21 protein-coding genes and 1 riboswitch are annotated in these 19,683 nt (G+C 35.0%); of the genes, 3 read left to right on the top strand and 18 right to left on the bottom strand.

Translation table 11 applies throughout. The features are described 5' to 3' along the window. Positions 1 to 18: 18 nt before the first annotated feature. The 13 genes from thiC to motA form a co-directional block, all read right to left on the bottom strand. Positions 19 to 1,323 carry a phosphomethylpyrimidine synthase ThiC gene (thiC, locus tag ACWZFG_RS01355; RefSeq protein ID WP_177504212.1) on the bottom strand — a complete coding sequence of 435 codons (1,305 nt, stop codon included), beginning with the start codon at positions 1,321 to 1,323 and terminating at the stop codon, positions 19 to 21. 68 nt (positions 1,324 to 1,391) lie between these two features. Beyond that, positions 1,392 to 1,492: riboswitch (TPP riboswitch) on the bottom strand. Between the two features lie 55 nt (positions 1,493 to 1,547). After that, positions 1,548 to 2,117 carry a GerMN domain-containing protein gene (locus ACWZFG_RS01350; RefSeq protein WP_177504211.1) on the bottom strand — a complete coding sequence of 190 codons (570 nt, stop codon included), beginning with the start codon at positions 2,115 to 2,117 and terminating at the stop codon, positions 1,548 to 1,550. Then, on the bottom strand, positions 2,114 to 3,163 hold the full coding sequence (locus ACWZFG_RS01345; protein ID WP_455576927.1) for an N-acetylmuramoyl-L-alanine amidase family protein: 1,050 nt from the start codon (positions 3,161 to 3,163) through the stop codon (positions 2,114 to 2,116). Before ACWZFG_RS01345 ends, ACWZFG_RS01350 begins: the two co-directional genes overlap by 4 nt. 85 nt (positions 3,164 to 3,248) lie before the next feature. Further along, positions 3,249 to 3,428 carry a hypothetical protein gene (locus ACWZFG_RS01340; RefSeq protein ID WP_177504207.1) on the bottom strand — a complete coding sequence of 60 codons (180 nt, stop codon included), beginning with the start codon at positions 3,426 to 3,428 and terminating at the stop codon, positions 3,249 to 3,251. 48 nt (positions 3,429 to 3,476) lie between these two features. After that, on the bottom strand, positions 3,477 to 3,716 hold the full coding sequence (locus tag ACWZFG_RS01335; RefSeq protein WP_177504205.1) for a hypothetical protein: 240 nt from the start codon (positions 3,714 to 3,716) through the stop codon (positions 3,477 to 3,479). A 139-nt stretch (positions 3,717 to 3,855) separates the two neighbouring features. Continuing rightward, a complete protein-coding gene (locus tag ACWZFG_RS01330) occupies positions 3,856 to 4,074 on the bottom strand; it encodes a DUF3006 domain-containing protein (protein WP_177504203.1) in 219 nt (72 codons plus the stop codon). Continuing rightward, positions 4,071 to 4,949: a ComEC/Rec2 family competence protein gene (locus ACWZFG_RS01325; protein WP_418626759.1), complete on the bottom strand. Its 879-nt coding sequence runs from the start codon at positions 4,947 to 4,949 to the stop codon at positions 4,071 to 4,073. Before ACWZFG_RS01325 ends, ACWZFG_RS01330 begins: the two co-directional genes overlap by 4 nt. 45 nt (positions 4,950 to 4,994) lie before the next feature. Then, positions 4,995 to 5,345 carry a type II toxin-antitoxin system PemK/MazF family toxin gene (locus ACWZFG_RS01320; RefSeq protein ID WP_147667777.1) on the bottom strand — a complete coding sequence of 117 codons (351 nt, stop codon included), beginning with the start codon at positions 5,343 to 5,345 and terminating at the stop codon, positions 4,995 to 4,997. Positions 5,346 to 5,347: 2 nt separating this feature from the next. Further along, positions 5,348 to 5,620, bottom strand: a complete 273-nt coding sequence (locus ACWZFG_RS01315; RefSeq protein ID WP_177504199.1) for a CopG family ribbon-helix-helix protein — start codon at positions 5,618 to 5,620, stop codon at positions 5,348 to 5,350. 99 nt (positions 5,621 to 5,719) lie between these two features. Beyond that, positions 5,720 to 7,270 (bottom strand): NAD(P)H-hydrate dehydratase, encoded by a 1,551-nt coding sequence (locus ACWZFG_RS01310; protein ID WP_455576926.1) that lies wholly within the window; start codon positions 7,268 to 7,270, stop codon positions 5,720 to 5,722. A gap of 1 nt (position 7,271) precedes the next feature. Beyond that, positions 7,272 to 7,646, bottom strand: coding sequence for a holo-ACP synthase (acpS, locus tag ACWZFG_RS01305; protein WP_177504195.1), 375 nt, complete (start codon positions 7,644 to 7,646; stop codon positions 7,272 to 7,274). A 61-nt stretch (positions 7,647 to 7,707) separates the two neighbouring features. Beyond that, a complete protein-coding gene (locus tag ACWZFG_RS01300) occupies positions 7,708 to 8,472 on the bottom strand; it encodes a flagellar motor protein MotB (RefSeq protein ID WP_177504193.1) in 765 nt (254 codons plus the stop codon). Between the two features lie 31 nt (positions 8,473 to 8,503). Continuing rightward, positions 8,504 to 9,286, bottom strand: coding sequence for a flagellar motor stator protein MotA (gene motA, locus ACWZFG_RS01295; RefSeq protein WP_177504191.1), 783 nt, complete (start codon positions 9,284 to 9,286; stop codon positions 8,504 to 8,506). Between the two features lie 538 nt (positions 9,287 to 9,824). Between motA and ACWZFG_RS01290 the strand changes: the two genes are divergently transcribed. Continuing rightward, entirely contained in the window at positions 9,825 to 10,694 is an 870-nt protein-coding gene (locus ACWZFG_RS01290; protein WP_147667772.1) for a LysR family transcriptional regulator, read from the top strand. Between the two features lie 111 nt (positions 10,695 to 10,805). Here the strand turns inward: ACWZFG_RS01290 and ACWZFG_RS01285 are convergent, their stop codons facing one another. Beyond that, a complete protein-coding gene (locus ACWZFG_RS01285) occupies positions 10,806 to 12,242 on the bottom strand; it encodes a glycosyl hydrolase family 18 protein (protein WP_418626761.1) in 1,437 nt (478 codons plus the stop codon). Between the two features lie 295 nt (positions 12,243 to 12,537). Here ACWZFG_RS01285 and ACWZFG_RS01280 point away from each other — a divergent pair, with 295 nt between their 5' ends. Continuing rightward, entirely contained in the window at positions 12,538 to 13,767 is a 1,230-nt protein-coding gene (locus ACWZFG_RS01280) for an LL-diaminopimelate aminotransferase (protein WP_177504189.1), read from the top strand. An 84-nt stretch (positions 13,768 to 13,851) separates the two neighbouring features. Then, the gene (locus tag ACWZFG_RS01275; RefSeq protein ID WP_455576925.1) at positions 13,852 to 15,087 is read left to right on the top strand and encodes an ATP-binding protein; all 1,236 of its coding nucleotides are present in this window, start codon (positions 13,852 to 13,854) and stop codon (positions 15,085 to 15,087) included. 107 nt (positions 15,088 to 15,194) lie between these two features. Here ACWZFG_RS01275 and ACWZFG_RS01270 read toward each other — a convergent pair whose 3' ends face one another. The 4 genes from ACWZFG_RS01270 to gatC all read right to left on the bottom strand — a co-directional run bounded on the left by ACWZFG_RS01270 (position 15,195) and on the right by gatC (position 19,461). Continuing rightward, the gene (locus tag ACWZFG_RS01270) at positions 15,195 to 16,079 is read right to left on the bottom strand and encodes a DMT family transporter (RefSeq protein WP_455576924.1); all 885 of its coding nucleotides are present in this window, start codon (positions 16,077 to 16,079) and stop codon (positions 15,195 to 15,197) included. A gap of 167 nt (positions 16,080 to 16,246) precedes the next feature. Further along, positions 16,247 to 17,689 (bottom strand): Asp-tRNA(Asn)/Glu-tRNA(Gln) amidotransferase subunit GatB, encoded by a 1,443-nt coding sequence (gene gatB / locus ACWZFG_RS01265; RefSeq protein ID WP_177504185.1) that lies wholly within the window; start codon positions 17,687 to 17,689, stop codon positions 16,247 to 16,249. Continuing rightward, positions 17,689 to 19,119 carry an Asp-tRNA(Asn)/Glu-tRNA(Gln) amidotransferase subunit GatA gene (gene gatA / locus ACWZFG_RS01260; RefSeq protein ID WP_418626769.1) on the bottom strand — a complete coding sequence of 477 codons (1,431 nt, stop codon included), beginning with the start codon at positions 19,117 to 19,119 and terminating at the stop codon, positions 17,689 to 17,691. Before gatA ends, gatB begins: the two co-directional genes overlap by 1 nt. Positions 19,120 to 19,170: 51 nt before the next feature. Beyond that, on the bottom strand, positions 19,171 to 19,461 hold the full coding sequence (gene gatC / locus ACWZFG_RS01255) for an Asp-tRNA(Asn)/Glu-tRNA(Gln) amidotransferase subunit GatC (protein ID WP_147667768.1): 291 nt from the start codon (positions 19,459 to 19,461) through the stop codon (positions 19,171 to 19,173). Positions 19,462 to 19,683 lie beyond the last annotated feature (222 nt).

Below are 19,683 nucleotides of genomic sequence, written 5' to 3'. Positions count from 1 at the left end.
TCTATCGTTTATGCGAAATCAGTCACACAAATCCATCGGTTTATTTAAATATTCACCAACAATTTTCATCGCACAATAATCGCCACACATTGAGCAGGCTTCTGTATTTGGCATATTTCGCGCATTGCGATATCTCTCTGCTTTTTTAGGGTCAATGGCAAGTTTTAATTGTTCCTGCCAATCCAAAGCTTTACGTGCCTTGGCCATTTTTAAGTCCCAGTCTTTTGCACCAGGAATTCCTTTAACGATATCCGCTGCATGCGCAGCAATTCTTGAAGCAATAACACCCTCATGAACATCTTCTATGGTCGGCAATGCTAAATGTTCAGCTGGTGTAACATAACATAAAAAGTCTGCACCATTCGCCGCGGCTAAAGTACCACCGATAGCTGAAGTAATATGATCATATCCTGGAGCAACATCAGTCACAAGAGGTCCTAATACATAAAAAGGCGCACCTTTACAAAGTTGCTTTTGTAATTTCATATTGGCAGCAATTTGATCAAATGGGACGTGTCCCGGGCCTTCAACCAAAACTTGTACACCTTTTGCCCACGCACGGTCAACCAATTCGCCAAGAATAATCAACTCTTGGATTTGCGCTCTGTCTGTAGCATCAGCTAAGCACCCTGGACGAAGACCGTCCCCAAGACTAATCGTTACATCATATTGCCGACAAATATCTAAAATATCATCATATCTTTCATATAATGGATTTTCTTTTTGATTATGTAACATCCATCCTGTGATAAATGAGCCCCCGCGACTAACAACGTCCGCAATTCTGCCTTGCTTACGCATTCTTTGAATAACTTCACGCGTTACTCCGCAATGGATCGTCATAAAATCTGCGCCATCTTTTGCTTGTACAGCAATTGCATGTAATAAATCATCTGCTGTCATATCAACTACCGCACCGTGTTTTCTTATTGCATCTACAGTCGCTTGATAAATTGGTACCGTACCAACCATAACCGTAGATTTTTCAATAATAGCACGTCTGGACATATCAATATTATCTCCTGTGCTTAAGTCCATAACTGCATCAGCTCCAGCATCAATCGCCGCTTGAAGCTTAATTAATTCTGGTTCAATATCTGGATAAGCACTAGACGTCCCAATATTGGCATTTACTTTTGTCGATAAGCCTTTACCTACGCCACGAGGAATCAGGGACGTATGATTTACATTTGCACAAATCGTAATTGTCCCTTCTGCTACACGTTCTCTAATCAGATTAACGTCCATCTTCTCTTGCTTTGCTACAATTTCCATCGCTTCTGTAATTTTTCCTTGGCGAGCTAATTCTAATTGTGTTGCCACTTTAATACCTCCAAATAAAAAAATAAAGCCATTTAACGCATAACAATGTTAAATGGCCTTTCAATATTAAAAGCTACTTACCACTTTCCTACGCTGGTCTTAACCATACAGGTTCCAAGGGTCAGTCATTGTAAATGACCTCTCAGCAAAAGCCCCCCTAGTGGATTTCATATAATTTTTATATATTCATTCTATCAAAATCGAAAAGAAATGTATACCCCCAATTAAAGTACATCCGTTATTCTTTTAAATGGCTTACTTGTATCTAAATGTCCAGTAATCGTTTCCATCGTTGAACCATTTAAAAGAATTTGTACTTGTTTCACCTCTGGAAACTCGGTCAAAGTATCAACAATAGATGCGACTAAGATAATCTCCGCTCCCGACCCTCCATTAAAATTTCTAACAATAGCATCATTAAAATCAACGTACGCAATTCCATCGGCAACTTTTACTGACCTTAAAATCGTAGCCTTCGGAATAAGCGATACAGAATGTTCATGTACAGTTCCTTTTATTAATTCCTGAATAACAGCTGTATATTTGTCTTCACTGCTAATCTCTCTTTCCTCTGCTATAAGTTTGGTTGCGTCTTCATTCGAAAAATAAATTTTTACTTTTACTTTATTTTCATTCGTCCCCGTGTCATTTTCTGCATTTTCAGCTGCCGCAACATTAGTAGGAACCTCTTTCTCATTTGTAACAGATCCTTTTGAGTCTGATGTACAACCAGCGATCAAAACCAGCATCAAAACGCCTACTAAAGCACATAAAATTTTTATTTGCTTAATCATAAATAATTACTCCCTTTCCCTGACATCTCATAAAAGAATTTACTTAATCCTACACTAATGCCTCCTGCCAATTTTGTCTGAAAATCATCAGAGTTTAGCAATTCCTCTTCATCAGGATTTGATAAAAAACCTAGTTCAACCAATGCAGCCGGAACAGTAGAGTTTTTCAACACATAAAAATTTGCGGTCAAAGCGCCTCTATCCATCCTTTGTCCAGAATCAATTAACGAGCGCTGCAAATTCTCTGCTAATATCTTATCATAAATTGTTTTATTATAATAATAAGTCTCTGTTCCATTCGCCTTCGAATTCACAAAAGAATTCGAATGTATACTTAAAAAAGCATCCGCATGATAACGTCGGCTAAAATCCGCTCTTGCATCTAATTCTTGTTTATCGGTGGCATTAGGGCCATATACATCACGATCATTTAAGCGTGTCATAATGACCTCAGCACCCGCATGAGTTAATATATCTCTTACTTTTAATGCAACCGCAAAATTTACATCCTTTTCTTTTACTCCCGTAACACCTACCGCTCCAGAATCACTGCCACCATGTCCCGGATCAATAATAATTGATTTTCCCGCAACACCATTGACATTAAAATTATATGATTTTTCCCCAAGAATATCAATTACTACACGAAATGGTTTACGAGCTTTACGATCTTTAGGCAACGTATAAATTTTATAATTAATATTATCTGCTTTTACAGGAAGTGTCAAACTCACCGTTGCTGTATCTTTATTCTCTTGATTAAATTTAGCAATTTTCACTAAATCACTTTGAATGGCTAATGGTTTCTTTAACCTTCCTAATTTTGTATTAGGAAACTCTATGATTAAATCTGTTGCATACGAACTTTTTGTTTTCACTTCATAATCATCTATTTCTGAATTTAAACCAATTTCAATTCTTAAAATTTGTGGTGAATTATTATTTGCTGCAATTACTTCATATTGAAACGATTCAAATCTATGAGATTTAATACTCGCAGCAAATACAATTTGTGGCAATAATAAGCATAAACATAAGACAATCATCCATTTATATTTCAAAAAATCACCCTTTTTCACTTATCCAGTTATTCATTAATCCATAACTTTTGATATTTATCTACTTCTTTTGTTAGGTGATTAATAAACTTCCACATAATCTTTTCATTACTACTAACCAATTTTTTAGGTTCAAAATTGGAATTCTTACTACAACTACATCTCCTTCCACAACTTCTACTCGGATACAGCTTTCTTCATCACCATTAACCGCATTATAATTAATAATCCCTTTTTTACCTATAATCCCCAAACTACTCGTCCATCCGTTACTTGCCTTGCGGCTAACCTCTACATTTCCTTACATAAAAATGTATAGACATTTTTGCATCATACCTTTGGATAAAGTAACATCATTTTCCAAATAATATTTACCTTTTGCATTCTCCAATAAAGCATCGATTTCTATTCTACTCATATCTTTAAATAAGTCAACTTCTTTTACTAAACTTATCATACCATCCATTGTTGCAATGACTACTTCTTGATTATATGCCATATATGTTTTTTTATATCCCGGTAAATCAGGTCCAACCGGCAATAAATTAAGTAATCTTCCCCAATAGCGAAAAGCAGGTTCACGATCTTGCTTTTCTCGTATTTTTAAATATTCGCTAAATGAAAATTTTAAAAATTAAACGATAAATAATAGTAAGCTGTGCACTAGGCACAGCTTACTATTATTTATTCTGCTTTTTTAGTTTTTCTAATAATTCTTTCGCTTCTTTTCTTGCTGCATTCGTTGCCTCTTTGTCCGTTGCTATATTAATCCGTAAATAATCTCCTTCATCAACGTCCCTCGGCAAATATTTCTTGGGAAATATTACACTCTTTTCTTCATCCTCAAATAATAAAATAGCTTTATCATTTTCAAAACGATCTATGACTACAGATATCATTGTGCTTTCTCCTTTACAACATTATATCCATGCCCATCTGACGTAATTGTAACCGTCCCATCGAAATCGGTACGATAAATTTTAAAATTCAACTTTTTATATTTATTTAATGTCGTTTCATGTGGATGTTTATAATCATTTCCCGTACCAACTGATATTAGTACACATTCCGGAGAAATAGCTTTTAAATAAGCATTATTAGAAGATGTTTTGCTACCATGATGTGGACTTTTTAATATTGTACTTTTCAATTCATCCTTATATTTATTCAATAACTCTTTTTCAATAGCAGATTCGCTGTCACCTGTAAATAAAATTGAAAAATCTCCATACTTTAGCTTTCCTACAATTGAGTTATTGTTTAAATCTTCTTCCATATCAATCATCCTTTTAGTCGGGCTATAAACAATAAACTTAATTCCGTCTCCAAAGTCTAAATGCTCACCTGCAAGCAACTGTTTATAGGGAATCTTACTATCAGTTACTTTTTTTATGTACTTACGATATGTTGATGTCGTCGTGATTTGACCATTATCATAAACACTCTTTACATCAAAATTCATTAACACCCCCATTGCACCACCTAAATGATCTGCATGTGGATGCGTAATAATAAGTTTATCAATTTTTGTTATGCCCTCAGCTTTTAATTTATTTACTAATAAATCTCGAGCATCAATATCGCCTGTGTCCAGTAAAATAACTTGCTGCGATGTTTTAATCAAAAAAGCATCACCTTGCCCTACATCCAACATTTTCACAGTCAAATTAGAGCTACTGGGCACATTTCCACTCGTACTTTTTATAGAACATCCACTGCTAAAAACAACTAAAAAAACTAATCCAATCGCTATTAAATTTCGTAAAACCTTCATTAAATTTTTTATCCTCACATAACCTGAAAACAGTATTTCACTAAATTACAATTGAACTAATCCAACACTAATTCTAATTGCATCATCAACATTTGTCATATACTCTTCTGACAAATGAGTAATCTTCTCTTTTAATCTACGTTTATCTATCGTGCGAAGTTGCTCTAATAAAACAACTGAATCTTTCTCTAATCTGCATTCTTTTGCCATTAACTCAATATGGGTAGGAAGTTTTCCTTTGCTTATTTGAGAAGTAATTGCCGCAACGATAACCGTTGGACTATATTTATTGCCAACATCATTTTGAATGACAAGAACAGGTCTGAGTCCCCCCTGCTCTGAACCCACTACAGGGCTCAGATTGGCATAATACACATCTCCTCGTTTAACCACCATCGCTATTCACGCTCCACTAACAAGCTCGGCACATCAACAATGTCAGCATCAGCATAAAGACCTTCTTCAGCTAAAGTCAAATTAATTGCTGCCATTTCTTGATATCCCTTTCTCATATTATCTCTTATCGCCTTACGTTTACGTTCTTCAATATAAGAGCACATAGCATCACGCACAAATTGGCTGCGGCTAAGTTTTTCCATGGCTGCGATACCATCAACTTCCTTTAATAGGCTATTAGGAATACTAATCATAATCCGTTTCAATTCTGCCACACTTACACCTCCGCAGTCCCAAATAAAAGTATACACATAGTATAATTTTTTTATATCAAAAAGTCAATTTTTTTACATCACTTTTTAACATGTAAAATTTTACTCTTGAATACCATACCTAGCCGATGGAATCGCTTGCACAATATCACTGGCTATTAAGCCAATCATCCCTGCACTTGCAGCAATATCCCCAGCCATACTATGTAGATACACTCCACAAACAGCCGAATCGAAGTTTGAATTATTATGTTGCGCAGCCAATGCACCAATTATGCCAGCAAGAACATCACCACTGCCAGCCGTCGCCATACCTGCATTACCTCTTGTATTAATATATACATTACCATCTGGATATGCAACTACTGTTCTAGAATCTTTTAAGACAATTATGCTTTGGAAAAGTTCTGCCGTCTCACGTGCAGTCGAAATTAAATTATTCTTAATCTCATCGGTGCTTTTGTTAATCAAACGTGCCATTTCACCTAAATGAGGTGTTAAAATCGGCATTCTACTCTTTTCCTCTAATACATTAGTATTTTTACTTAATGCATATAATGCGTCCGCATCTATCACAAGCTGTTTATCCGTTTGTTCAATAAATTTTTGTATGATTTGAACAGTCGATGGATTACGACCAAGTCCAGGTCCAATAACGACAACGTCATTTTTATTCGCTAAATCCATTAAAGTCTTCAAAGATTCTTCATAAATCAACTCTTCATTCTCTTCCGGCAAGGTTTTTATGATAACTTCTGTTAATTTACTTGATAAAATATCATGTACACTTTCACTAACTGCTAAAGTTACCAATCCTGCACCAGCTCTCAAGGAGGCCATAGATGCTAATGCAGCTGCTCCCGTCATTCCTTTAGATCCAGCAATTACTAAAACTCTACCACATAGCCCCTTATGAACGTCGCCATTCCTTTCTGGAAGTTGACTCCTTACAATACTATTCGTAATAATTGTCTGTTTTATACCTTCATCCTGCAACAAACTGTAAGGGAATCCAATATTTTTTATAAATATCTCACCCGTGTAGTCAGCACCAGGATAAAAAATAAGCCCTATTTTCAATAATCCAAAAGTAACTGTTGCTGTCGCACAAATTGCAATTGTATCAATCTGTCCAGTGCTTGCATCAACACCACTAGGAATATCAATTGCAATAATTGGCTTTCCTGAAAAGTTTATAGTTTCAATTAAATTTTTCATAGATTCTTGCAACGGAGCCCTGAAACCAGTTCCCAATAAAGCGTCTATCACACAGTCAGAAAAAGCTAAAGCTACTTTTACTTTATCCCAATCCCGCTCACTTTTTATAGGCACAATATCAATATTCATATTCTGCAAAATATTTAAATTAACTTTTGCAGAATGCTGAATTGACTCCATCTCTCCTAAAATAAAAACTTTTACTTTTGCGCCTTGGTAAAACATCTGCCTTGCGACAACAAAACCATCTCCACCATTATTTCCTTTGCCAGCGAAAATACAAACTTTTTTTCCTTCTAAGGATGTCAGTATCGTTTTTGCTACATTCGTTACCTCAATTCCAGCATTTTCCATTAAGATTACTTCTGGAATTCCGTACTTTTGTATTGCACCTTTATCAATTTCTTGCATTTTTTCTGCTGTAACGACTTTCATCTTAATCCCCCTCAAAAACAGTATGAGCAACCGCATATAAATGCGCATGACTTAATGATAAATGAATCTTTTGAATTTCTTTTTCTTTTGCCAATCTGGCAAAAAAACCCGATAAATAAACTTTCGGTGCACCTAATTCATCATTTAATATCTCTATCTCCAATAAAATTCCACCAATTAGACCTGTACCAAACGCCTTTAATACAGCTTCTTTGCCCGCAAATCTTGCTGCATAAGAAGCTGCTTTTTGCGCACCTCGTCCCTCACAATAGGCAATCTCTTTTGGAGTGAACACCCTTTTTAAGAAATTTTCCTTAGTTATTGCTTTTTTTACCCTTTCAATTTCTATGATGTCAATGCCAATTCCAATAACCATTTTTCCCTCCATATTAAAAAATCGACCTTAAAGTAAGGTCGATTCTATGATATCTATAGTATTACCAATTTGTTGTTGGAATACGATCTTGATATGTACGCATAATCAAAATTTCCACACGACGATTTTGTGCTCTGCCTTCTTCTGTATCATTCGGAGCAACCGGACGATATTCGGCATTCCCTGTAGTACTAAATCTAGCTGGATCTAGTTTATTATTTTGCGCTAAAATAAATTTCATAAAATTCAATGACCGTTCTACACTTAAATCCCAATTAGAAGGAAACTTTGATGTTGCAATTGGAACATTATCTGTATGACCAGATATTACTACTTTTTGTGGAATCGTTGCTAACAAATCAGCCACAGGCTTTCCAATGGCCTGTGATTGTGGCAATAAATCCGCACTTCCGGATGGAAATAACGCTTTCTCCTTAATGCGAATTAATAAACCATCTTCACTTAATGCGGTAGTTAAAGAGTCTTCCCAGCCACCCTCTTTAATATACCGATCTAACTGTTGTTGTGTTTCAAGTAACTGAGTACTTTCTTGCAAGTAAGCTAAATTATTTGCTGAATCAGTCGTCGGCATTTGCGTTGATTGATAATCAGATTGTCCTGCTTTATCAAAAAAAGATGGTCCACCTGTCTGAAACGCCGCTGCAAAAGCTTGCGCCATCTCTTGCATTTTTTTCTGATCTGTTTGAGAGACTGCAAATAATACAATAAATAACGCCAATAATAACGTCAATATGTCCGCATATGGAATTAACCAAGCTTCACTTGGATGTTCATCATGGGCAGGTTGTCTTTTTCTTCTAGCCATGCATATCCCCCTTTTCCCTTACCTCTCATGATTAATCCCTATCTTTATCTTTTAAAAATGCACGCTCGGATTGAGGGATAAATACCATCAATTTTGCTTCAATTGCCGTAGGTGAATCACCAGCTTGTAATGACAACACCCCTTCAATAATCATTCGTTTTTCTGCAACCTCTAATTTCGATAACATTTTTAATTTATTTGCTAACGGATGCCAGATTACATATCCAGTATAAATCCCTAACATCGTAGCAACAAACGCTGCTGCAATAGAATGCCCAAGTTTCTCAATATCATTTAAACTCCCCAAGGCTGCAATAAGACCAACAACTGCTCCTAAAACCCCAAGAGTCGGTGCGTATGTACCAGCTTGTGTAAAAATCGCCATACCTTCTTGATGACGCGACTCCATTACCTCTAATTCCGCTTCTAAAACATCACCAACAAATTCTGGATCCATACCATCGATAACCATATTTAACCCCGATTTAAAGAAAGGATCTTCAATTTGATCAACTCGATTTTCTAATGCTAAAATTCCTTCTCTACGTGCAACTTGAGATAACTCTACAAACAATCGTAATAAGTCTGCCTTTGCTCGTAATGGCGGCGCCTTAAATGTCTTTTTAAACAACACAGGCAAATTCTTTAACTGCGTCATTGTAAATGCCGTGAATAGACAAGCCCCGGTTCCGCCAATGATAATTAAAAACGCTGCTGGATTATTGAGTGCCGTAATCGGAGCGCCTTTAAGAACCATCCCAACAAAAACCGCAATTATCCCTAAAATTACCCCTATAAGTGTCGACTTTTCCAAAATAAATGCCTCCCTTTAAACAACCGATACTTGAATTTTAACATTTATTATACATTCTTGTCTATGTTACTATCTTAAAAATAGGAAATTCAACCTACCCTAAAAAACAATGTAATATAGTAGTAAATATACGCGATTTTAAATAATTATCCTGCAAAAAAAAGATATTATCAAATAAAATTGTAAAATCCTAATCAATAATAAATATATCAGAATATATATCAATATTTCTCCAGTTAATAATATATAAATAAAATTTTATATATTTTATTTATATATTCCATCCTATAAGTTAAAAATATGATATAATTACTCTAGATAATCATTATTTATTTGATTTTCTCTTTTTCTTTAGAAAGAAAAATACTTCTATGCTAAGCTCTCTAAGTGATCCGATTTGACTTATAGAATCTATGATTTTACATGTAAAATCACGATTTAATAAAGTACAAATCTGAAATTCACTTTTGCATAAATCTTTTTTTCTTTAGATGACGATGTCCGTCATCAAATAAAATTTATTTTTGGGAGAATGAATATGGAATTACGACAATTAGAGTATTTTCAAATGGCCAGCCGACTAAAAAATATCACTCGCGCTGCAGAGAGGCTTCGTGTATCACAACCTAATATTACAGTTGCAATAAAAAAATTAGAAGCAGAACTTGGTATTCAATTATTTGATCGAAGTCAAAAGCAGCTTTCTCTTACCCCTGAAGGTACAGTCTTTTTAAATCGAATTGAAATGGCACTTAGAAACATAGAGGATGCAGTTCTCGAAGTCAACGATTATAAACAATTACAAAAAGGTACAATTAAAATAGGAATTCCTGCCATGATGGGTGCATACTTATTTCCCAAAATATTTTCTAACTTCCAAAAAGAGCATTCACATCTTGATATTTACCTTTATGAAGAAGGTTCCATTGCTATACGCGAGCAATTAGAAAGAGATGAACTTGACTTCGGCATTGTCATTTTAACTGATGCATCATCCAACCTTCAGCTTCTTCCTATGAGTAAAAATCAAATTTTAGCTTGTGTTCCTCCTGCTCATCCTCTTGCAAATCAAAAAAGTTTATCAATGAGCCAGTTAGAAGATTGCGATTTAATTATGCTAAAAGAAGGATCTTATATCCGTCAACTAGTAACAAAAGAATTTAAAAAAGACAATACAAAGCCTAAGACTGTTTTGGAATCTAATCAAATTGAAACAATAAAAGGGCTTGTTGCAAGTAATGTTGGAATTGCTTTTCTTTTAGATGTAATCGTTAAGGATGATCCTACGGTGAAAGCAATTCCCTTTGCTGAACCTCTTTATGTAGATTTAGGGCTTACTTGGAAAAAGGATCGTTATATTTCACGTGCCGCACAATCTTTTATTGACTTTTGCAAGAAAAATTTATAAACAAACAATTAAAAAAAAGATTGATTTCACTAAAAGAATATTTGCAATTTGATAATTCTTTAGTCATCGGATAAATATAAAAATCCCAGCTATAAAGCTGGGATTTTATATTTATTGTTTAAACAATGTCTCGTTTACAGTTTTCCATATTTCTGGTTTTTCAAATCCTTTACGCCAGCCTGCAACACCTGCTAACTTATATTGATGGACAAGATCCAATTTCATCTGAATAGATCGTTCATCTTCTACCCATACACGATATTTTGCATTATTGGCGGTGAATTCAAAATAATTTTGTCCTTTATCAGCGAGCCAATTCAATTTCACTTTATGTTTTTTTATCAATTCCTCTGATTGCATCATGCTTAAAGTCTTTGCTTCAACTTTTGTTTTTCCTGATTGATTTGTTTCTTTCCACTCCCGCATATATAAAGGAATACCTAAAATAAGCTTATCTGCCGGAACTTCTTTCAATGTATTTTCAACACCTTGTTCTACCCAGCCGATGGATGCTACTGATCCACTAACAGGACTTGTACGCCAATGCTCATCATATGCCATTAACATCACATAATCAACAGACTTACTATAAGCTTTACGGTCATACGATAAAGACCATTGCGAAACGTTTGAAGGAACAGTAACATCAATGGAAACAATAACATTTAATTCATGTAATGCATCAGAAATCTCTTGTACAAAGACAGAAACTGCTTCTCTATCCTCTTCATAAATATTTTCAAAATCAAGGTTAATCCCATCTAAATTATATAAAGCAACGTAAAGTAATAATTGCTTAATTACATTTTTTCTTGCATTCGGATTATGTACAATACTTTTCGTTAAATCTGGATCGAAACTATTTGTAATTAAAGGCCAAACACTGTATCCCTTTTCCTTTGCCGCTTTCACATATGCAATATCTGCTTGATTTTTCACAAGCCCCCATTGATTGTCAATACTAAACCAACATGGTGAAACCACATTTACCCCTTGAATTTTATCTATTTTCGCAAAATTATTTTCATCTTCAAAGGTAGGCTGCCAGACTAAGCTTATCTTTTCATTTCTACTTACTTTTTTATTTGATATAGACAAATTCGCTGGATTGAAAAAAGTATACTTTTTTAAAGTAATTATTACTTTTTTTTCTTTATCATTTACTAATAATTCAGATCCAAATAGCTTATCCATTCCATAAATATTAACGTAGGGTTTATTTGAAATTACTTTTGTCGGCAAATTTATTTCAAAGCCCTTAAAAAGTAAATCATCTGCTTTATTTGCATTTAATCTAATCTTCGGCATAGAAAACTGCCCATGTAATTGTCTAGAACCCTCCTCGTATGTCATTTGATAAATATTTTTTTGCAAAAAGCTCACAGGCACAAATACTTCATTTTCATCAACATAAGCAAGATCATCTGCAGTAAAAATAAAGTCATCATGTATGAGTTCAATTTGCATTGTCTTTGGATTTGCTAATGCCGATATTGTTCCTATACAAATCAATAAAGTTGTTAATACTAAAATAAAATATTTTTTCACCTAAAAACCTCTTTTCTATTTAGCCAATACTAGAATTATTATATTCGATTCAAATCTAAAATCCCCTTTTTATCCGAAGACTAACTCCCCAATGAAATAAGCTATTCATCAAAAAGCAAAGTGTTTGACTATTATCATTCGACAATATTCTTCTTATTTTAAACGCACCATAACGAAAGTGATAACTTTTTGCATAATATCTATTATAATTTGTTAACTTACTGTATAATAAATTATTAGTTAAGACTTAAAATGAATCTACTTAACTAATATTGTAATAGGAGGGCTCATATATATGGCTTTAATTAATGAAAATTACCTAAAATTACCTGGTAGCTATTTATTTGCCGAAATAGCACGCCGTGTAAGTACATTCAAAGCAGAAAATCCATCTGCAGATATTATCCGTTTAGGTATTGGTGATGTAACACAACCACTTGCCCCTGCTTCAATCAAAGCGATGCATGATGCTGTTGATGAAATGGCAAACCAAGCAACATTCCGCGGCTATGGTCCCGAACAAGGGTACGATTTTCTTATTGAAAAAATTATCGAAACAAACTACAAATCCCTTGGCGTTGAGATGGATGAAGTATTTGTCAGTGACGGATCTAAAAGTGATGTTGGAAATATTCAAGAAGTCTTCGGTGTGAACAATACAGTTGCAATTACAGACCCAGTTTATCCTGTATATTTGGATACCAATGTAATGGCTGGCAGAACGGGGACTCTACAAAATAATGGAACCTTTGAAAAAGTTGTATATCTACCATGCAACGCTGAAAACAATTTTACTCCAACCCTGCCAACAAATAAAGTAGATATGATTTATTTATGCTGCCCAAACAACCCAACAGGAACAACATTATCTAAAAAAGAATTAAAAAAATGGGTAGATTATGCAAAATCAAATGATTCTATCATCCTCTTCGATGCAGCTTATGCCGCTTATATTACTGAAGCCGATGTGCCCCGTTCTATTTATGAAATTGAAGGTTCAAGAGATGTAGCTATCGAGTTTCGTTCGTTTTCAAAAACAGCTGGTTTTACTGGTACACGTTGCGCTTATACTGTTGTTCCAAAAACAGTAATGGGAAAAGATTCAGAAGGGAAAGAGCACTCACTTAACCAATTATGGAATCGTCGTCATACGACTAAATTTAATGGAACGCCTTACATTGTCCAACGTGGTGCAGCTGCAATTTATACACCAGAAGGACAAGCTCAAATTAAGGCAACAGTCGATTACTATATGACAAACGCTAAAATCATTCGTGAAGGTCTTATTACGGCAGGATTACAAGCCTTTGGTGGCGTAAATGCCCCTTATATTTGGCTAAAAACTCCAGAAGGCATTGATTCCTGGGGATTCTTTGATAAACTGTTAAAAGAAGTGCATATTGTGGGAACACCTGGAGCTGGATTTGGTCCATCTGGTGAAGGCTACTTCCGTTTAACTGCTTTTGGAAATAGAGAAAATACAGAAAAAGCAATTGAACGCATCAAAACAAAATTAATCCTATAATAAAAAGAGAATGAAAGAGACGAAATCACCGTGAAGGCGGTTGGTTTCGTCTTTTATTTAAAGTCCATAGGAGGGAAAGCTGTCATGTCTATAATTCCAAATATACAAAATTTAATTGTTTGCCGTTCCTTATTAGAAGATGGAATTATAAAAAAATTTATCACACTTCTTAAAGAAAATAATCATTCTGACTTAAAAAATGCGCTTATTTACGAGCTAATTGATAAAGCTGAATCATTAAATCTTTCGGGTAATCTTTTAAGTAGTTATATCGTTTACTTAATGGCACAAGGGAAAAACATCGCTGCTGTCATGACAGAAAAATCACAAGGTACCATTGGCAGCAGCCTTTATCGTGCTTTTATCAATGATATGGAAATCATTTATCCCCTTTTAAAGGCAAGCCCAAGTACCTACTTTGATACCTCTTTACTTGATGATTATCAATCTACCTTAAAATGCAATAACTTATCAATTATCGATTTACAAGATAAAGTAAAGACCGCAACAAGCCCAAAAATTTTAGCAGATACCTTTATTGATTATTATCGTACATATGGCTTTGGTGATATTGCTAACTTTCGTGCATTCCGTTGGAATGATACGAAAAAATTAATTGGAATAAGACATTTTGATAAAATGTCTATTGATGAGATTATCGGTTATGAATATCAAAAATCAGTTTTACTCGCAAACACAGAAGCGTTTCTCAGCGGTAAACCTGCAAATAATGCGTTATTAGTAGGTGCAAGAGGAACAGGAAAATCCTCATCTGTAAAAGCTTTAGCAAACAGATATTTTTCTCATGGACTAAGATTAGTCGAAATTACGAAAAATCAATTGGTTAGCTTACCGCAGATCATGGAGACGCTTCGTCAGAGCAGCAGAAAAAAGTTTATTATTTTTCTCGATGATTTATCCTTTGAGGCTTTCGAGGTTGAGTACAAATATTTGAAATCTAATATCGAAGGTGGAGTAGAGTCCAAGCCAGATAATGTATTAATCTATGCAACTTCTAATCGTCGTCATTTAATCAAAGAAACATGGAAAGATCGAGGTGCTGAAAACGATGATATCCATCGTGCAGATACAGTAAATGAAACAATTTCTCTATCTGACCGCTTTGGAATTACCATTAGTTATCTATCTCCAAATCAAGAAGAGTATTTAGATATTGTTTTAGGTTTAGCAAAAAAGTACAATCTGAATATATCTGCTGAAGAACTCAGGGCTGGTGCAATTGCTTGGGAAGTCTCCCATTCCGGACGTTCCGGTCGCACAGCACAACAATATATCAATCATTTATTGGGAAAAAATTAAACAAAAAGAAACCAGATAATCTTAAATACAAGATCATCTGGTTTCTTTACTTCTTCATAGTTAAATATTCGAATAAAATTATAAATCCATTTGAACCCAAACTTACTTTATTTTCTTTTTAACGTAATTAATAGTACGCTCGCGAAAATGAAAAGTGATCCTATCCAAAACCAAATCGTAAGTGGTTCATGCAAAATTAACCACCCTAAAAAAGTTCCTACTAAAGGTTGAAAGAAAAAGAATAAACCACTTGTCGCGCAGTCCATCATCTGTATCCCTTTATTCCATAGAATAAAAGCCCCAGCTGTTGATACTGCACCTAAATACAGAATTCCGCCACCAATCATCGGTTCCTGTAATCGATTCCACGAAATTTGCTGAAAATCAGCAATTACAAATGGTGTTAATAAAGTAACCGCTACCCAAATTGCATAGTTTGTAATCAAATATATCGAATATTTTGAAGGTACTAACTTTATTAGGATTGACATTAAAGCCCACGTTAGTGCAGCAATAAAAAGAAATATGCCACCTAATTGATGTGACAAATCTACGCGATCAATACCAACAATCAGAAAAACACCTAATGTTGCTAAAACAACTGAGACTACTTTTCGTTTCGTTAATTTTTCTTTTAGTAAAGCCTTTGCAAAAATCAACATAAACGCGGGTGTAGCAGACGTTACAATGGCTCCAGTCTGCGCAGAAGAAAAAAGTGTTCCATATTCTTGCGTAACAATCGAAATTGTATTTCCAATCAGACCAATAAGAAAAATCCATTTCCAATCTCGTTTGTCAATTCGCCATTTCTTTTTTGTAATTATCCCCCAAATAAATAATACAACACCTGCCACTAAATAACGGAGCCAAACTAATTCAATTGGTGGAATTACAGATACTACTATTTTTACAACGACGAACATTCCTCCCCAAATACTTGCCGCTAAAGTTAAATAAATTGAACCTAACCATTTATTTTTCATACTAAACATGTTTCCTCTCCATATTTAAAATGCAACATCAAATGGAGAGCATTCCTTTCCATTTGATTTAGAAAGACATGTTTGGTACATCATTTTCAATTAAGGGTACAATTCTCATCTTTTCTCCTCCCTCTCAAGGAAAAATTAGAACAGAGCAAAAACTCTGTTCTAATTTTTTATGCATCTAATTTTTTCTTAAGTAATTCGTTTACCATTCCTGGATTTGCTTTACCTTTACTTTGTTTCATTACTTGTCCAACCAAAGCACCGATAGCTTTGCCATTGCCGCCCTTATAATCATCTACAGCTTTTTGATTTGCTGCAAGTACAGCATCAACAATCGCTTCAATTTCTTTTGTATCCGTGATTTGCACTAAGCCTTTTTCTTTTACGATAACTTCAGCTTGTTTACCGGTTTTCCACATTTCTTCGAACACGGTTTTTGCAATTTTACTGGAAATTGTACCTTTGCTGATTAAATTAACAAGTTCAGCTAAATTTGCAGCAGTTACAGGGCTTTCCGTGATGGATTTTCCTTCTGCATTTAGATTTTTCGCTAAATCCCCCATCATCCAATTTGCAACTAATTTTGCATCAGCTTTATCTTTTACTGCTTCATCAAAATATTCAGCCATCTGGCGTGTAGCCGTTAAAACACCTGCATCATAAGCAGAAAGTCCGCAATCTTCCATCATGCGTTTGCGACGAGCGTCAGGAAGCTCAGGAAGAAGTTTAGCAATTGATTCAATTTGTTCATCCGTTGTAATAATCGGAACTAAATCAGGCTCAGGTAAATAGCGATAATCATGCGCAGCTTCTTTTGTCCGCATAGAAACAGTCATACCTTTTGCATCATCCCATGTGCGAGTTTCTTGCACAATATGACCGCCATCATCTAAGATTTCCGCTTGGCGTTCAATTTCATATTCTAAAGCGCTTTGAATCATCTTAAAGGAATTTAAGTTTTTCATCTCCGCCTTTGTGCCAAGTTCTTTTACACCGACTTTGCGTAAAGATACGTTTACGTCAGCTCTTAAATTACCTTCTTCCATTTTACAATGAGATACATCAATATATTCTAAAATAGATTTAATCTTTTCCATATAAGCTCTAGCTTCTTCTGGTGTTGACATGTCTGGCTCAGAGACAATTTCAATTAGAGGTACACCTGTACGGTTATAATCTACACATGCAGAATCAGAATCATTGATCGTTGTTCCCGAATGTACTAATTTTCCTGCATCTTCTTCCATATGAATTCTTGTGATCCCAATTCTTTTCGTTTTGCCATCGACTTCAATATCTAAATAGCCATGCTCCGCAATCGGTAAATCATATTGCGAAGTTTGAAAGTTTTTAGGTAGGTCAGGATAATAATAATTTTTCCTATCAAATTTACTAAAATTATTAATTTTACAATTTAAAGCCAGTCCTGCTTTAATGGCAAACTCTACGACCCGTTCATTAATTACTGGAAGTACACCTGGTAATCCTAAACAAACTGGGCAAACTTGTGTATTTTGTTCTGCGCCAAATTTTGTACTGCAACCGCAGAATATTTTTGTATTCGTTTTTAATTCACTATGGACTTCAAGCCCAATGACTGCTTCGTAGCTCATTATTCAGCCTCCCCCACTGGTGCAATACTCTTATGATATTCATTGTTTTGTTCAAAAGTATACGCAGCGCGAATCAATGTTTCTTCACCTAAAGGTTTACCGATAATCTGAAGTCCAATTGGCATACCAGAATTACTAAATCCACATGGAAGAGAAATTCCTGGCACTCCAGCTAAATTTACAGGAATTGTACAGATATCTTGCAGATACATTTTCATTGGATCACTAATCATATCTCCAATTTTATATGCAGGAGTTGGTGCTGTTGGCGTAATTAATACATCTACTTTTTCAAATGCTTTATCAAAGTCTTGTTTTACTAAAGTTCGAACTTTTAGTGCCTGTAAATAATAAGCATCATAATAACCTGCACTTAATGCATATGTACCAAGCATAATACGACGCTGTACTTCCTCACCAAATTTTTCACTACGAGTTTTCTTATACATATCTACAATATCAGTACCTTCTACTCTAGCACCATAACTAACACCGTCATAACGCGCAAGGTTTGAACTTGCTTCAGCTGGCGCAATTAAATAATAAGCGGATACTGCATACTTCGTATGTGGCATAGATACTTCAACAACTTCTGCCCCTAAATCTTCAAATTGCTTGATTGCCGCACGTACAGATTTTTCAACATCTTCGTCCATACCTTCAACAAAGTACTCTTTTGGTAAACCAATTTTTAAGCCTTTTACATCTTTTACAAGTGATTTCGTATAATCAGGAACTTCTGCATTGATAGAAGTAGAATCACGTTTGTCATAACCAGAAATAATATTCATCAAATGCGCACAGTCTGTTACATCGCGTGTCACAGGCCCAATTTGATCAAGTGAAGATGCAAACGCAACTAAACCATAGCGCGATACGCGTCCATAAGTTGGCTTCATGCCTACAACACCACAAAATGATGCCGGCTGACGGATAGATCCACCTGTATCTGATCCTAGTGCCCAAATCGCAGTTCCTGCGCTCACAGCAGCCGCTGAACCACCACTTGAACCTCCAGGTACACAGTCTATATTCCACGGATTATGCGTTGGATAGAACGCGGAATTTTCTGTTGAACCACCCATTGCAAACTCATCCATATTCGTTTTACCTAAAATTGTAGGATTTTGCGCCTGTAATTTTTCCATCACAGTTGCATCATATGGCGGCACAAAATTTTCTAACATTTTAGATGCACAAGTTGTTTTTGTGCCTTTTGTACAAATATTATCTTTAATCGCGCCAGGAATCCCTTCTAAAAATGAAATTTCTTCCCCGCGAGCAATTTTTTCATCCACTGCTTTCGCCTTTGCTAATGCAGTTTCTCTCGTTTGTGTTAAATATGCTTTTACCTTGCCTTCAACTTCATCCATACGAGCAAATAAACTATCTGCTAATTCTACTGCCGTAATTTCTTTATTCACTAGCATATCATGAAGCACGTGTGCTGGCTGATTGTATAACTTCACTCAATTTTCCTCCTAACCCTCTACAATTTTTGGCACTTTAAAGTAGCCATTTTCTTTTTCTGGTGCATTAGATAAAGCAAGTTCACGATCAAGGGAAGTATGTTCTTCGTCTTTACGGAATACATTTTTTAATGGAAGTACATGTGCTGTTGGTTGTACCCCTTTAGTATCAAGACTTGTAAGCACATCTGCATATTCTAAAAACGCATTTAAATGGCCAGTGTATTTCTCAACTTGTTCCTCAGGAATCTCAAGACGTGATAATAACGCCACGTTTTCTACATCATTACGCGTAATTTTCATTTTTTCACCATCCAGTTTTAGTCTATACAATTTAGTATAAAAATTTGATAAATTAGACTTTTCTCAAGTGGAGTTTTATTCCATCTGATGCAAGCCACCTTATCTAGAGACTTAGCCGTTTGTCTATGCCCTATAGTTACAGCTCTCACTTATAGAAAATGGGATACTTAAAGCGAATTAGTCTTTAGATTAACTAAATTGTCAAATAGTAATAATAACTTA

Source organism: Anaerosinus sp. (assembly GCF_965318445.1).
The sequence above is the reverse complement of the archived record's forward strand: the minus strand, read 5'-3'. Positions and strand labels throughout refer to the sequence as shown.